General features: G+C 34.5%; 16 protein-coding genes and 1 tRNA gene. 2 read left to right on the top strand and 15 right to left on the bottom strand.

Annotated features, from left to right (window positions below):
• Nucleotides 1-24: 24 nt before the first annotated feature.
• Together GXM21_RS08760 and GXM21_RS08755 are read left to right on the top strand one after the other, a co-directional pair.
• Nucleotides 25-1,488, top strand: a complete 1,464-nt coding sequence (locus GXM21_RS08760; RefSeq protein WP_008537337.1) for a pyruvate carboxylase subunit B — start codon at nt 25-27, stop codon at nt 1,486-1,488.
• Between the two features lie 207 nt (nt 1,489-1,695).
• A complete protein-coding gene (locus tag GXM21_RS08755) occupies nt 1,696-2,103 on the top strand; it encodes an RrF2 family transcriptional regulator (RefSeq protein WP_008537338.1) in 408 nt (135 codons plus the stop codon).
• A 54-nt stretch (nt 2,104-2,157) separates the two neighbouring features.
• On the opposite strand, the gene GXM21_RS08750 is transcribed toward GXM21_RS08755, so the two are convergent.
• From GXM21_RS08750 to radA, 15 genes are all read right to left on the bottom strand, one after another.
• Entirely contained in the window at nt 2,158-2,817 is a 660-nt protein-coding gene (locus tag GXM21_RS08750) for a coenzyme F420-0:L-glutamate ligase (protein ID WP_008537340.1), read from the bottom strand.
• A gap of 56 nt (nt 2,818-2,873) precedes the next feature.
• Complete coding sequence (locus tag GXM21_RS08745; protein ID WP_008537341.1) at nt 2,874-3,413, bottom strand: hypothetical protein; 540 nt, start codon at nt 3,411-3,413, stop codon at nt 2,874-2,876.
• Between the two features lie 19 nt (nt 3,414-3,432).
• The gene (murI, locus tag GXM21_RS08740; protein WP_008537342.1) at nt 3,433-4,245 is read right to left on the bottom strand and encodes a glutamate racemase; all 813 of its coding nucleotides are present in this window, start codon (nt 4,243-4,245) and stop codon (nt 3,433-3,435) included.
• A gap of 21 nt (nt 4,246-4,266) precedes the next feature.
• Nucleotides 4,267-4,674, bottom strand: coding sequence for an acyl-CoA thioesterase (locus GXM21_RS08735; RefSeq protein WP_008537343.1), 408 nt, complete (start codon nt 4,672-4,674; stop codon nt 4,267-4,269).
• 143 nt (nt 4,675-4,817) lie between these two features.
• On the bottom strand, nt 4,818-4,973 hold the full coding sequence (locus GXM21_RS12860; RefSeq protein ID WP_008537344.1) for a hypothetical protein: 156 nt from the start codon (nt 4,971-4,973) through the stop codon (nt 4,818-4,820).
• Nucleotides 4,974-5,043: 70 nt separating this feature from the next.
• Nucleotides 5,044-5,118, bottom strand: a tRNA-Arg gene (locus GXM21_RS08730).
• Between the two features lie 113 nt (nt 5,119-5,231).
• Nucleotides 5,232-5,708: a Mini-ribonuclease 3 gene (locus GXM21_RS08725; RefSeq protein WP_008537345.1), complete on the bottom strand. Its 477-nt coding sequence runs from the start codon at nt 5,706-5,708 to the stop codon at nt 5,232-5,234.
• A complete protein-coding gene (gene cysS / locus GXM21_RS08720; protein WP_008537346.1) occupies nt 5,708-7,132 on the bottom strand; it encodes a cysteine--tRNA ligase in 1,425 nt (474 codons plus the stop codon). The genes GXM21_RS08725 and cysS overlap by 1 nt, the downstream gene beginning before the upstream one ends.
• Nucleotides 7,125-7,850 (bottom strand): serine O-acetyltransferase, encoded by a 726-nt coding sequence (gene cysE, locus GXM21_RS08715; RefSeq protein ID WP_039881297.1) that lies wholly within the window; start codon nt 7,848-7,850, stop codon nt 7,125-7,127. Before cysE ends, cysS begins: the two co-directional genes overlap by 8 nt.
• Nucleotides 7,851-7,931: 81 nt before the next feature.
• Nucleotides 7,932-9,407, bottom strand: a complete 1,476-nt coding sequence (gene gltX, locus GXM21_RS08710; RefSeq protein ID WP_008537348.1) for a glutamate--tRNA ligase — start codon at nt 9,405-9,407, stop codon at nt 7,932-7,934.
• A 111-nt stretch (nt 9,408-9,518) separates the two neighbouring features.
• Nucleotides 9,519-10,001, bottom strand: coding sequence for a 2-C-methyl-D-erythritol 2,4-cyclodiphosphate synthase (gene ispF / locus GXM21_RS08705; protein WP_008537349.1), 483 nt, complete (start codon nt 9,999-10,001; stop codon nt 9,519-9,521).
• A 33-nt stretch (nt 10,002-10,034) separates the two neighbouring features.
• Nucleotides 10,035-10,781 (bottom strand): 2-C-methyl-D-erythritol 4-phosphate cytidylyltransferase, encoded by a 747-nt coding sequence (ispD, locus tag GXM21_RS08700; protein WP_008537350.1) that lies wholly within the window; start codon nt 10,779-10,781, stop codon nt 10,035-10,037.
• A 59-nt stretch (nt 10,782-10,840) separates the two neighbouring features.
• Nucleotides 10,841-11,974 carry a PIN/TRAM domain-containing protein gene (locus GXM21_RS08695; RefSeq protein ID WP_008537352.1) on the bottom strand — a complete coding sequence of 378 codons (1,134 nt, stop codon included), beginning with the start codon at nt 11,972-11,974 and terminating at the stop codon, nt 10,841-10,843.
• A 69-nt stretch (nt 11,975-12,043) separates the two neighbouring features.
• The gene (locus tag GXM21_RS08690) at nt 12,044-12,550 is read right to left on the bottom strand and encodes a GNAT family N-acetyltransferase (protein WP_008537353.1); all 507 of its coding nucleotides are present in this window, start codon (nt 12,548-12,550) and stop codon (nt 12,044-12,046) included.
• A gap of 10 nt (nt 12,551-12,560) precedes the next feature.
• Nucleotides 12,561-13,934 (bottom strand): DNA repair protein RadA, encoded by a 1,374-nt coding sequence (radA, locus tag GXM21_RS08685; protein ID WP_008537354.1) that lies wholly within the window; start codon nt 13,932-13,934, stop codon nt 12,561-12,563.
• Nucleotides 13,935-13,942 lie beyond the last annotated feature (8 nt).

Below are 13,942 nucleotides of genomic sequence, written 5' to 3'. Positions count from 1 at the left end.
ATATGAAGGAGTGTTTATTTTATTATGGCAAAAGTAAAAATTACTGAAACAGTATTACGCGATGGCCATCAGTCCTTGCTTGCTACACGTATGCGTCTTTCCCAGATGCTTCCACAGCTCGAAGCTCTCGATGCTATTGGCTACAAATCTTTAGAAGCTTGGGGCGGAGCTACATTTGATAGCTGCCTTCGTTTCCTTGATGAAGATCCATGGGAACGTCTTGACACATTAAAAGCTCATCTTAAAACTCCTATTCAGATGTTGCTTCGTGGTCAGAACCTTTTAGGTTACTACCAATATCCAGATGATGTTGTTCGTGCTTTCGTTAAAAAAGCTGCTCAACATGGTATTGGTGTATTCCGTATCTTTGATGCTCTCAATGATACTCGTAACCTCAAAACAGCTGTAGAAGCTGCTAAAGAAGCTAAAGCTGAAGTTGAACATTCTGTAGAAGTTCAAGGTTGCTTAGTTTACACAGTTGGCGGTCCTCACACTATTGCTGAATTTGGTAAATTAGCTAAAGAACTTGATGCTATGGGCGTTGATTCCATCTGCATTAAAGATATGTCTGGTTTATTAAAACCATATGATGCTTATGAACTCGTTAAAGAATTAAAAGCATCCACAAAACTTCCTATTCAGTTACACACTCACTATACTAGCGGTTTTGGTTCCATGGCTTACATGAAAGCTATCGAAGCTGGTGTAGATGTAATTGACTGTGCACTTTCTCCATTCGCTATGGATACTTCTCAGCCTTGTACAGAAACTATGGTTGCTGCACTTGAAGGTACTGAATATGATACAGGTCTTGACCGTCAGGCTATGACTCCAATCGCTAAACACTTCCTCGGTGTTAAAAAAGAAATCATTGACGAATTTGGTTTAAAAGGTTACTTCGATGTTAATCCTAACGTTCTTGACTTCCAGATTCCAGGTGGTATGTTATCCAACCTTGTTAATCAGTTAAAAGAAATGGGTATGGCTGATAAATATCAAGATCTTCTTGATGAAATGCCACGCGTTCGTGCTGACCTTGGTTACCCACCACTCGTTACTCCTTCTAGCCAGATTGTAGGTACTATGGCTACATTCAACGTTATGACTGGCGAACGTTATAAAATGGTTCCAGATGAATTCAAAAAACTTGCTCGTGGTGAATTTGGTCGTACTCCACAGCCTGTTAACCCAGAAGTTCTTGAAAAATGCGGCATTAAAGAAGAAGACTTGGTTACTTGCCGTCCAGCAGACCTTCTCGAACCAGGTATGGATAAATTCAAAGCAGAACTTGCAGATAAAGGCTTCCCTAACGCTAGCGAAGAAGATGTATTATCTTATGCTCTCTTCCCAGCTGTTGCTGAAGAATTCTTCAAAAAACGTACTGTTAAAACTCTTAAAGAACTTGGTGTTGCTAACCCAACTGATGAAGATGTTTTACTTTACAACCTCGATGCTGAAGTTGCAAAAAAATTCTTTGCTGCTAAATAATTTTACTTTTAATTTTAAATATGAAAAGGCTCCACTTCTTGTGGGGTCTTTTTATATTAGTTTTTTTAATGACTTGAAATATAATTAAAATATAATAAAAACAGCTTTTTAGATATTGATTTATAGTTAAATTTTTAGATAAAATATTTTACTGATAAACTAACTTGAAGTAGTTATATAGAGTTATATAAGGAGAAATAGAAAGCGATGCAGTTGAATATTACAACAGACTATGCTATTAGAATTATTTTAGCATTAGCTAATAGAGATGGCGAAGTAGTATCTTCAAAAGATATCTCTATGACGATGAAAATTCCTCAAAAATATGTATTGAAAATAACACGCAGTTTAGTAGCTGCTGAGTTGATAGAACGTCGTTCGGGTGTATATGGTGGTTTTTTATTGGCTAAAAAGCCAGAAGAGATATCTTTATTAGAAATAGTTAAAGTAATGGAACCAACGATGTATGTAAATCGTTGTTTAGAAGAAGATAATTATTGCAGTAGAGATGCTGTTGATAATTGTTCGATAAGAAAATTTTATACTAATTTTCAAAATATAATTGAAGAAAAATTTTCAGAGATTACTATAAAAACTTTGATAGACAATAAATAAAAAAGATGTTTTCTTTTGAAAACATCTTTTTTATTTTGCCTATATATAATTGAATTAAGAATTTTGTTCTTGGTATTGTTTAAAGTTTTTAATTATAGCAATTGGTGTTTTTTGAGATGCGTTACCAAATGGATTATCGATAAGTAATTTAGCAACCATTTGACCATTACAGCCATCTGTTACATCTACGATACGAGAACGTTTTAAGTCGTTAACATCGGCGATTACAGCACCAAAGCAGTTAAGGCGAGATTTTAAATTATTAACTACTTCTTTTGTGTTTTCAGGGCCATAAACGATAGATTTATCAAATGGTGGCATTGTGCCAGTTACATCATCAATAAGAGCTGTTTGACGGCCAGCGATTTGATAGAATACACCGGATTTACCTACTAATTTTGCTAAGAAGCCGATGAATAAGCCAGCAGCTACACGGAAATGACCTTCTTTAATCATTAATGATTCCATACCGTGAGGAGTTGCAAGACTACCATAATCTGGAATGAAACGGCAACAAAATTGAGCCATATGAGAAATTTTGAGGTCTTCAGGACGAATGTATAATCCTTGAGTGATAGCCACAACGCTTTCAGCTACAGTGATGACATCATCAGGACCAATTTTATCTTTTGTATATTTTTCGATAGTATCTACAATATCATCTTTTTTTGTTAGAATACGAGTCGGAATGGGTATAATTTTAACTTCAGACATGATTTACCTTCCTTTTTTACAGTTATAAATTTAAAATATTAACAAGTTCTTATAAATTAATCTGCAAGCTTGATATCTGCTAATTTAGCGATTTCTTCAGATGTAAGCACGATTGTTTCTTTGGAGATTTTCCATGGGTAACGTGCAGCATGCTGATAAACGATATCAAGTGGTAAATCAACCATATGAGTAAGTGTTTGTTTGATATCATTGTTTTTGCGGTCAATTAATTTAACGCGAATAACAATGTCAATGCTTTCTTTTTTCTGAATTAATACAGCTTCAAAATAATCATCTTCACGAGGAACGCCTTTTAATTCAGCTTTTGCTTCAACTTTCACACCATCGAATTGTTCATATGGTAAAAGTTGACGAACGTAACAGTCCATGATTGTAGCACATTGTTTACCTTCATTGGCAACATTGATAGTAGTGCTAAGTGAAATACTGTCTTGAGTGATTTCATCAACAGTAAATGGTGTATGTTCGCTAGCTTTCATGTTGACAATAGCATCACCAACAACACGAATGATTACTTCATTGAGTAAGAATAAAATAATTAAAATCCATAGAATAATTGTGATAATAAAATCCACATCAATGCCCCCAATTGTGTTATTTTGCAAATGTAGTTAAATCTACATCTGTAATAGGTGGAATATCACTACCTAAAATAATTTCAGCCATTTTTTCAGAATTATTCTGTTTGGCAGAAAAGCGTAATTCAAGAGAACCAGATTGTTCTTGTGTATTGAGTAAATTATTTTTTGTAAGTATAGTAGCAGCATCTTTAGCTGTTTCTAAGGCTGGATTGATTAAAGCAACATCTTTGCCAAAATGTTTTGTTAAAACTTCACTGATGATAGGATAATGTGTACAACCTAAAATCAAAGAGTGAATATCGCTAGTTTTAAACTTGTCTGCATATTCTTGTACAGCTTCATCAATAGCATCATCATGAATATGACCTGTTTCAATCAATGGTACAAATTTTGGGCAACCTACACCAAAAACCTTTATCTGTGGATCAAGGTTAGAAGCTGCTTGTTTATGCATGCCTTTTTTGATGGTAGCTTCTGTAGCAATAACACCAATATGTTTATTTGCAGAAGCTTTAACAGCAGGAATGATAGCTGGGTTCATAGGAACTAAAGCAAAAGAAGTTTTATCTTTAATTACTGGATAACCATAAGATGTCATAGTATTGCAAGCACAAACTGCCATTTTTACGCCACGAGATTGGAAATAATCCATAAATTGTTGTAGAAATGAAATGATTTCTTCAGGAGTGCGTGAACCATATGGGGCACGAGCTGAATCTCCGACAAATATAAAATTTTCATGAGGTAAAAGGCGTCTTAGTTCTTTTAATACTGTGAGACCTCCAAGACCAGAATCAAAAACACCTATAGGTGAATTGCTATCCATTACTGTTGCTCCTTATTGTTATTATTTTAAAGCATTTTGCATTTTTGTATAGTATTTTTCAGGCAAACGAGTTATATGACCAGTAGCTTTGCTTGTGAATACATTTTGAGTGAAACCTTCAACTAATAAAGTATTATCACAATCGCGATAGATTTTATAGCTGAATTCCATTTTTACTTTGGTTAAAGCTACAGGTGTAGTTTCTATGCGTAAAACATCATCAAATTTACCTGAAGCTATATATTTACATTTCACTTCGGTGATAGGAAAAACATAGCCATCTTCCATCATTTCGCCAAGTGTGATACCGATTTCACGTAAGAAATTAACACGGCCAATTTCAAACCAACGTATGTAGTTAGAATGATGTACGACAGCCATAGCATCAGTATCATAAAAATTAACACGATGGATAGAGGTACTAATCATAAAATCATCTCCAATATAAAATAAAACACCGCCAAAAGGCGGATACAATAAACTATGAGTTAGATAAATATATGTATATGCCTCATAGCCAAACTTCATTATACTAATAATTGAAGTGCTTTTCAAGATTAATTTTGAGGAATTTATCTTCCAGGTCGTTGCAAGCGATAGGAAATTTTGGCATCTTTTTTAGTGAAGGCAACCCATAAATCACAAGCAGTGCAAAAAAAGCGACCTTTGGCTTCTGGTCTTGCTACATGACCAAGTTTTCTACGACAGACTGGGCATTTTATATCCAACAGAAACACTTCCTTAATTTAATGAGATTAAAATAAAAAGCACAGATTTTTCTGTGCTGATACTTAAAATTGGTGTGCCCAACAGGAATCGAACCTGTATTTTTGACTCCGGAGGTCAACGTTCTATCCATTAGACTATGGGCACATATAAACTATATTATACTAAAAAAATAAAATTTTTCAATGATAAAGATATGATATCTATTTATAAAAAATAAAGGTACTTTCAATTAAGAAAGATACCTTTATTTTTATTTATTATTCCTGTTGGGATAAATTTTGAGCTACAGCAATAAAAGATTTTTCACAAAGTTCATCTAAGCGAGTGAAATCTTTATTGAGATATAGATAACCTAAAACTGCTTCAAATCCTGTGCTTATATGATAATCATGGACTGAAGCCACACGTGGAGCGTGCGATTTAGCATTTTTTCCACGCTTGAAGACATATGCTTCATCTTCCGTTAAATCGTCTTTGATAGCTTTATAAGCTTGTGCTTGAAGCGTAGCTGAAACTAATTTCATACTGAAATCATTCAAAAGATGTACGCGAGATTGTTCAAAATTAAGCAATCTTGTGCGTATATAAAGATGATAATAAGCATCACCTACATAGGCTAAAACAAGCGGAGATAGATTGCGCGTAGGTATATCTTCATAACGATTTTTTAATTCATCAGGTGCTGTAAATTCAAAAAGATGTTGTTTTAAATATTGATATTGTTTGAATTTCATTATTTTTTCCAGCGAACACCAGTAGGAGAATCTTCTAAAGTAATACCGATATTTTTAAGTTCGTCACGGATTTTATCAGCAGTTGCCCAATCTTTATTTTTACGAGCATTTTGACGAATATCAATGATTAAATTCATGAGATTATCCACAAGTCCATCGTCAGCGGAGTTATCATCTTCTTCTAAAATACCAATGATATCAGCCATTTCACTGAATACATCAAGAGCAGTATCAACAGCTACTTTACTGCAAGCTACTTTACCGGAAGTTACTTCATTGTAGTAGATATTGATTTCTTTAGAAAGGTCAAACATATTTGCGATAGCAAGAGCTGTGTTGAAATCATCGTCCATAGCTTCAAAGAAATTTTGTTTGCACTGTTTTGCTTTGGCGATAAGTTCTTCACCAGATGTAGCATCAGTTGTGTTTTTAGCTAATTCTTTGAGATTATCAAGAGCATTTTTCAAACGGTTTAAGCTAGTTGTAGCTTCATCAAGACGAGCATCACTGAAATCAAGTGGGCTACGATAATGAGTAGATACGATGAAGAAGCGAAGTACTTCTGCTGGGTATTTATCAAGGATTTCTTTAACAGTGAAGAAATTGCCGAGAGATTTACTCATTTTTTCTTGATTGATTGTGATAAATCCATTATGAAGCCAATAGCGAGCAAAACTATGGTCATCACCACAATAAGCTTGAGATTGAGCAATTTCATTTTCATGATGAGGGAAGATTAAATCGCTACCGCCACCATGGAAATCAAATGTTTTACCAAGATATTTTAAAGACATAGTAGAACATTCAATATGCCAGCCAGGACGACCATTGCCCCATGGGCTTTCCCAGAATGGTTCACCTGGTTTTGCTGCTTTCCAAAGAGCAAAATCCATAGGATTGTGTTTGCTTTCATTGACTTCAATGCGAGCACCAGCCATCATATCTTCAAGTTTACGGCCACTTAATTTACCATAACCTTTGAATTTTTCTACGCTGAAATAAACATCGCCATTTAATTCATAAGCATAGCCTTTATCAATGAGTACAGATATCATGTCAATGATTTCTGGAATAGTTTGAGATACTTTAGGATAAATATCAGCATGTTTTACATGAAGTTTATCCATTACTTCAAAATAAGAATTGATATATCTTGTGGAGATATCGCTCCAATTTACACCTTCTTGGTTAGCAGTGCGGATGATTTTATCATCTACATCAGTAAAGTTTTGGATATGTTTTACTTTATAGCCAAGATGAGTGAAATAGCGTTTGATTACGTCCCAAGTAACGAATGGGCGAGCATTACCAATATGAGGGTGATTGTATGGTGTAACACCGCAAACATAAATGCTTACTTGTCCCTCTTTTAGTGGTTTGAATTCTTCTTTTTGTTTTGTTAGAGTATTATAAACTTTAAGCATGATTATTCTTGGAATCCTCCAATTCTTTTTTTAGTTTTTCTAATTGTAATTGTAAATCAGAAATACGATGAGAAAGTGTTTTAATCATATCTAATTCAGGGTCTGGTAACTTATCATGAGATAAATCGACGTCGAGCTCTTCGGCTAATTCACGCATTTTTGGAGAAATTGGTTTTTCTTCAACTTGTGTTTTTTCACCTTTGATTAAAATGACTCTACCCGGAATACCTACAACAGTAGCATATGCTGGTACTGGTTTTACTACGACAGAGCCAGCACCAATTTTGGCATGGTCGCCTACAGTGAATGAGCCTAAAACTTTAGCACCACAAGCCACTACGACATTATTACCAATAGTAGGGTGGCGTTTCCCTTTTTCTTTACCTGTACCACCCAAAGTAACTCCTTGGTATAAGGTAACATTTTTACCGATAATAGTTGTTTCGCCAATGACGATACTGGAACCATGGTCAATGAATAAACCAGGGCCTATTTGCGCACCAGGGTGGATTTCAATTCCTGTCAAAAATCTACCTAAATGAGAGATTAAACGAGGAATGACTACCCAATTTTTTTTGTAGAAATAATGACTTAAGCGGTAAAGCCAAATAGCATGCAAACCAGGATAACATAAGAGAACTTCAAATATACTTTTGGCAGCAGGGTCACGCTCAAATACAACACGAATATCTTTTTTTAAAGTTGATAATAAGTTCATAATGCTCACCGTTATAACGTATAACCCAGCCAAAAAATAGCTGGGTTATATGGATTATTTCTTTATAAATTTTAATTAGATTTAAGCTAAAGTGCGTTCAATGCGTTTTGCTGCACGTTCATAGCCTAAAACTTCTACAAGACCAGCAAGGTCAGGGCCATGCATTTGACCAGTTAAAGCAATACGAATAGGCATATAAACGGATTTTCCGCCTAATTTTATACCTTTATTAGCTTTGAAGTCTTTCATGATTTGTTTGAAAATTGGTTGGATATTTTCAGCTGTGAATTCTGTAAGCTCAGCTAATTTATTTTTAAACATAGTGATAACTTCAGTTGCAGTTTCTTCTTCAAGAACAGCTTTACATTCATCATCTTCTACTGTGAAATCATCTTTATAATAGAGGTCAGCGAAATCTACATATTGAGCAGCAAAACTCAAATGATCGCGAATAACTTCTGTGAAGCGATTTAATCTAGCCATTTCTTGTTCATCTGGAGTATCAGAGATATAGCCTTTTTCGATGAGATGAGGAATAGCCATCTGTGTGATTTGAGAAGCAGGGATTTTTTTCATGTATTGAGCGTTGATCCAGTTTAATTTGTCGATATCAAATACAGCTGGATTTTTAGCTACATGGTCCATAGAGAATTCTTTGATTAATTCATCAATGGAGAAGATTTCTTGTTCACTTTGAGGAGCCCAGCCTAAAAGTGCTAAGAAGTTAACGATTGCTTCTGGTAAATATCCAAGGTTTTTATATTGTTCAACAGAAGTTGCACCATGACGTTTACTCATTTTTGTATGGTCTTTACCTAAGATAAGAGAAATATGACCAAATTTTGGTACAGGGAAGCCAAGTGCTTCATATAAAACTACTTGACGAGGAGTGTTGGATAAATGTTCTTCTGCACGGATTACATGAGTGATATGCATTAGAGCATCATCGATTACTACTGCGTAGTTATATACAGGGATACCATCAGCTTTAACGATAACGAAATCACCAATACCGTTGGAGTCAAAGCTCATTTTTCCACGAACCATATCATCAAAGTTTACGGATTGGTCGCAAGGAGTGCGAAAGCGGATAACAGGTTTTCTACCTTCAGCTTCGTATTTTGCGATTTGTTCAGGTGTGAGGTTACGGCAATGACCACCATAAAGAGGCATTTTATTTTGTGCACGAAGAGCTTGACGTTCAGCTTCGATTTCTTCTTCTGTGCAATAGCAGTAATAAGCTTTACCTTCAGCTAATAATTTATCAGTGAATTTTTTATAAATATCTAAACGTTCAGTTTGACGATAAGGACCATATTCGCCACCTACATCAATACCTTCATTCCAATCAAGACCGAGCCATTTTAAAGCAGCTTTGATATTTTCCTCAGATTCTTTTGTAGAGCGAACTCTATCTGTATCTTCAATACGTAAAACAAATTTTCCATCAGTGTATTTTTTCGCTAATAACCAGTTGAATAATGCACTTCTTGCCCCACCAATATGGAATGGACCAGTAGGACTTGGTGCAAATCTAACTCTGATTTGTTCAGACATTAGTGATACCTCCAAATATATGAATTGATAATTATGAAATTTATTTAGCAAATTCTATTATACCATACAAAGGCAAGCACTTGAGCAGGGAAATAAGGATAAATTAATTTTTTATAAATTTAATTTATCAATACTACACATAGCATAAGAGGAAATTCCTTCTTCACTACCTGTAAAGCCCAAACGTTCTTCTGTAGTAGCTTTGATATTGACATCTTCAATAGGCAAATTCAAAATTTCAGCCACATTTTTTTGCATAGTAGGAATGAATGGCAATAATTTTGGTCGTTGAGCAACAATAGTAGCATCGATATTGTTGATTTTATAGTTTTTAGCTTGTAAAAGTTCTCCTACATGTTTTAACAATATTAAGCTAGAGATACCTTTAAATCTTTCATCTGTGTCAGGAAAATGTTTGCCGATATCACCAAGAGCAGCAGCACCAAGTAGAGCATCAGAGATTGCATGAAGTAATACATCAGCATCAGAATGACCAAGTAGACCTTTTTCGTGAGGAATATCAACGCCTCCTAAAATAAGCTTGCGGTCAGTTACTAATTTATGCACATCATAGCCTATACCAACTCTAGACATAATTAAACCTCTTTTCTATTCTATTTATTATTTTTATTTTGAGACCTTAGTGAAGACTTCATTAAATAATGAAGAGATTTTTATTTTAGCGTGATTTTTTACTTTTTGTCCGAATAACATTTCTGCGATGACTAAATCTGTAGGAGTTGTAACTTTGATATTATTATAATCTCCCATAACGAGTTTTACTGCATGGCTAGTGCGACGAACAAGGCTAGCTTCATCAGTACCTAAGAAATTATCTTCTTGAGCTTTTTTATGAGCTTCAATTAAAATTTCTTTTTTAAAACCTTGTGGTGTTTGAATTGCCCATAATTTGTTTCTATCTGGTACTCGTTCGATAAAGCCCATTTCATTGATTTCAGCTGTAGTATCTTTTACAGGAACGGCACAAACAGCTGAACCAGATATCATGACTTCATTGATTACATTTTGGATTACTGTTTCAGAAATTAAAGGACGAGCAGCATCATGAACAAGTACGATATCAGAAGCAGGATCTACTGCCATTAAGCCATTATAAACAGAATATTGACGTTCAGAACCACCTGCTACGATTTTGTAAGGTTTTAGTTTAGGAATTTTACTTAAGACTTTGCGAATAATTTCCATCTCATTGATATCGACAGCAATGATTAATTCATCAACACAATCACAACGAGAAAAAGTGAGTAGAGTTTGAATTAAGATTGGTTTACCTGAAAGCTCAGTGAAAATTTTGTTGAAGCCAAGTCCCATGCGTTTTCCTTGACCGGCTGCGGGAAAAATAACAGAAACCATAAGAATACCTCCTTAAAAAAAGACTACGAAGTATAAACCCCATAGTCTTTTCATAGTTTTTATTTTGGTTTGGCAAAAATCATGCGTCCTGCTGCTGTCTGTAATACAGAAGTAACAACAACTTCTAATGTTTCATTGAGATGTTTATGACCACCTTCAACAACAATCATTGTACCGTCGTCTAAATAAGCAACACCTTGCCCTTGTTCTTTACCATCTTTTACTACAGTTACTACCATAGTTTCACCAGGAATAACTACTGGTTTTATAGCATTAGCTAATTCGTTAATATTGAGAACTTGAACGCCTTGTAAATCAGCGACTTTGTTTAAATTAAAATCGTTAGTGATGATTTTAGCACCGATTTCTTGTCCTAAACGGATTAATTTGGAATCAACACCTGTAACATCATCATAATCGTGATGGTCGATTTTTACAAGCATATCAAATTCTGTTTGAATGCGTTTTAAGATATCCAGACCGCGTCTACCGCGTGTTCTTTTGAGTAAATCTGAAGAGTCAGCGATGAATTGTAATTCTTCCAATACGAAAACAGGGATTAATAAAGTACCTTCAATAAAACCTGTTTTGCAGATATCAGCAATTCTACCATCAATAATAACACTTGTATCGAGTAATTTATATGATGGAGTGTTTAATTCTGTCTTTATTTTATCCACAGATGAATTATTATCATTTTTGTTAGCATCTTCTTTAATGCGAGAAGGTAATAATGCAATAATATCTTTTCGTTTCTTTATGGTAATATATAAACCTAAATAACCAAAGACAATACTGAAAATGATTGGAATGTAAGGACCGATTAAAGGAATTCTAGAGAATGCGACACCTAAAAGATTAGCAAGAATAAGACCGATAGCTAAACCTAAAACACCAGCAACAACATCATGTGTTGGCATTTTACTGAGCTGACGTTCTACCCATATAGAGAAGATACGTAATTTGTTTATACAATAAGAAGAAGAAATAAATCCAATAGAACCACCAATAATACCACCGATGAGAATAGATAGAGCATTCATCATAGTCATATCTAAAATATCGAGGTTAATTTGTAAAAATTCAGCACTAATAATATAGGCTAAAACAGGACTAGCAAACTCTAGTAAGGTTGCCCCGATAATAACAGCAAAGACTGTTATAAAAAATTTTAAAACTCTATTTAATAACACTGTTGAAATTAAACCCCCTTTGCGAATGTGTTATAAATTTATTCTACTAAAATAATGAACAAAAGTCCATTAAGATTGCAAAATTATAATCAAATTATAATTTTTTAATCTTAAACTCATAATATATTCGGATTGATTTTGAGAAACGATTTTAAAACCTAATTTTTTGTACATATTTACAGCATAATTATTCTTTTGCACGGATAGTGATATTTGAGTATAATTTTTTTGCCGTAAAAAAGTTAAAAAGTTTTTTAATAAAGAAGTACCAATACCTTTATTTCGATATTGAGGGTATATGGACATAGCTAGTTCAGGAATATTGTCATTCAGATGACCAAATCCTTGAATACAGCGTATCCATACAGCACCTACTATATAATTATCAACTTGGGCAATAAAACAATAATCATCTTTTTCTTTACCAAAATTATTTATATAACGCCATAAACTAGGTTCTTGAATTATTGTTCTGGGTGGAATTTGGTCAGTATCTGAAAGAAAAATTGCTTCATATAAAAAATCGGTTAATAAAGGAATTTCATTTTCTTTTATAGGACGAATTATTATATTCATGATAAAACCTCTAGTTAAGTGCAATTTTTAAGGCTTCACTTAAATAACGAACACCATGGATTTGTACATTTGAAGCAAAATGTTCAAGGCGTTCTAAGTTTTTGGCAGGTAAGATGATATTTGTAAAGCCCATGCGAATAGCCTCGCGAACTCTTATATCCGGCTGACTGACAGAGCGTACTTCGCCAGAAAGTCCGACCTCACCAAAGATAATAGTTTGAGGTTTGATACTTTGGTTGCGAAAACTTGAAGCCATAGCACAGCAAAGAGCTAAATCGACAGCTGGGTCATCTATTTTTATGCCACCTGCTACTTTTACATATACATCACAAGTACCCATATTTAAATGCACGCGTTTTTCTAAGACTGCTAATAACAATTGAATTTTTTTGATGTCTATAGAGTCAGAAGTTCTGCGTGGCGGTACGTATGGTGTAGGAGCTACTAGAGATTGTATTTCTACTAAAAGAGGTCGAGTTCCTTCAAGGGCAGGTATGATTACTGTACCAGATTCATTGCTATTTTCTTCAGATAAAAACATTTTGGAAGCATCAGGAACATCGACAAGACCAGTTTCACGCATTTCAAAAATACCGATTTCATTAGTATTACCAAAGCGGTTTTTTACAGCACGTAAGACGCGATATTCAGCATTGCGTTCGCCTTCAAAATAAAGCACAGTATCAACGATATGTTCAAGTACACGAGGGCCTGCAAGTGTACCGTCTTTAGTTACATGACCAATGATGAAGATGGAGATATTATTTTGTTTGGCAATGCGAAGTAAGCTTACAGAACATTCACGTACTTGGCTGACGCTACCTGGTGCACTTTGGACATCAGGGCGAAAAATAGTTTGAATGGAATCGATGATTAATAAATCTGGCTTTGTTTCAAGTACATGACGTTCAATGCGTTCTAAATCTGTTTCGCTTAGAACAAAGAGATTATCTTGAAGTGCATTTAATCTATCAGCTCGCATGCGAATTTGACGAGCACTTTCTTCACCTGTTACATATAAAACTTTATGGGTAGTAGCTACATTAGCACAAATACGCAAATTTAAACTGGATTTACCAACACCAGGGTCACCGACCATGAGAACAAGTGACCCTGGAATTATACCTCCACCTAAAACGCGGTTCATTTCTACAGAGCCAGCACTAAATCTAGGTAAATCTTCTGTAGCAATTTCTTTTATGGGTTTAGGTGAACTATTTGTTTTATTTGTACTAAGGCTAAAACCACGATTATTAGAAGGAGTAACTTCTTCTAATTCTTCAACTAAAGTATTCCACTGACCACAACCTGGGCATTTGCCAAGCCATTTAGGAACACTATAGCCACATTCTTGACATACATATAAGGTTTTGCGTTTAGCCATAATAAGTT

Source organism: Megamonas funiformis (assembly GCF_010669225.1).
Lineage (GTDB): Bacteria > Bacillota > Negativicutes > Selenomonadales > Selenomonadaceae > Megamonas > Megamonas funiformis.
The sequence above is the reverse complement of the archived record's forward strand: the minus strand, read 5'-3'. Positions and strand labels throughout refer to the sequence as shown.

What these genes read in the sequence shown, in the direction of transcription:
- GXM21_RS08760 (WP_008537337.1), top strand. Translation starts at nt 25, where the DNA reads ATGGCAAAAGTAAAAATTACTGAAACAGTATTACGCGATGGCCATCAG.
- GXM21_RS08755 (WP_008537338.1), top strand. Translation starts at nt 1,696, where the DNA reads ATGCAGTTGAATATTACAACAGACTATGCTATTAGAATTATTTTAGCA.
- GXM21_RS08750 (WP_008537340.1), bottom strand. Translation starts at nt 2,817, where the DNA reads ATGTCTGAAGTTAAAATTATACCCATTCCGACTCGTATTCTAACAAAA.
- murI (WP_008537342.1), bottom strand. Translation starts at nt 4,245, where the DNA reads ATGGATAGCAATTCACCTATAGGTGTTTTTGATTCTGGTCTTGGAGGT.
- GXM21_RS08735 (WP_008537343.1), bottom strand. Translation starts at nt 4,674, where the DNA reads ATGATTAGTACCTCTATCCATCGTGTTAATTTTTATGATACTGATGCT.
- GXM21_RS08725 (WP_008537345.1), bottom strand. Translation starts at nt 5,708, where the DNA reads ATGAAATTCAAACAATATCAATATTTAAAACAACATCTTTTTGAATTT.
- cysS (WP_008537346.1), bottom strand. Translation starts at nt 7,132, where the DNA reads ATGCTTAAAGTTTATAATACTCTAACAAAACAAAAAGAAGAATTCAAA.
- cysE (WP_039881297.1), bottom strand. Translation starts at nt 7,850, where the DNA reads ATGAACTTATTATCAACTTTAAAAAAAGATATTCGTGTTGTATTTGAG.
- gltX (WP_008537348.1), bottom strand. Translation starts at nt 9,407, where the DNA reads ATGTCTGAACAAATCAGAGTTAGATTTGCACCAAGTCCTACTGGTCCA.
- ispF (WP_008537349.1), bottom strand. Translation starts at nt 10,001, where the DNA reads ATGTCTAGAGTTGGTATAGGCTATGATGTGCATAAATTAGTAACTGAC.
- ispD (WP_008537350.1), bottom strand. Translation starts at nt 10,781, where the DNA reads ATGGTTTCTGTTATTTTTCCCGCAGCCGGTCAAGGAAAACGCATGGGA.
- GXM21_RS08690 (WP_008537353.1), bottom strand. Translation starts at nt 12,550, where the DNA reads ATGAATATAATAATTCGTCCTATAAAAGAAAATGAAATTCCTTTATTA.
- radA (WP_008537354.1), bottom strand. Translation starts at nt 13,934, where the DNA reads ATGGCTAAACGCAAAACCTTATATGTATGTCAAGAATGTGGCTATAGT.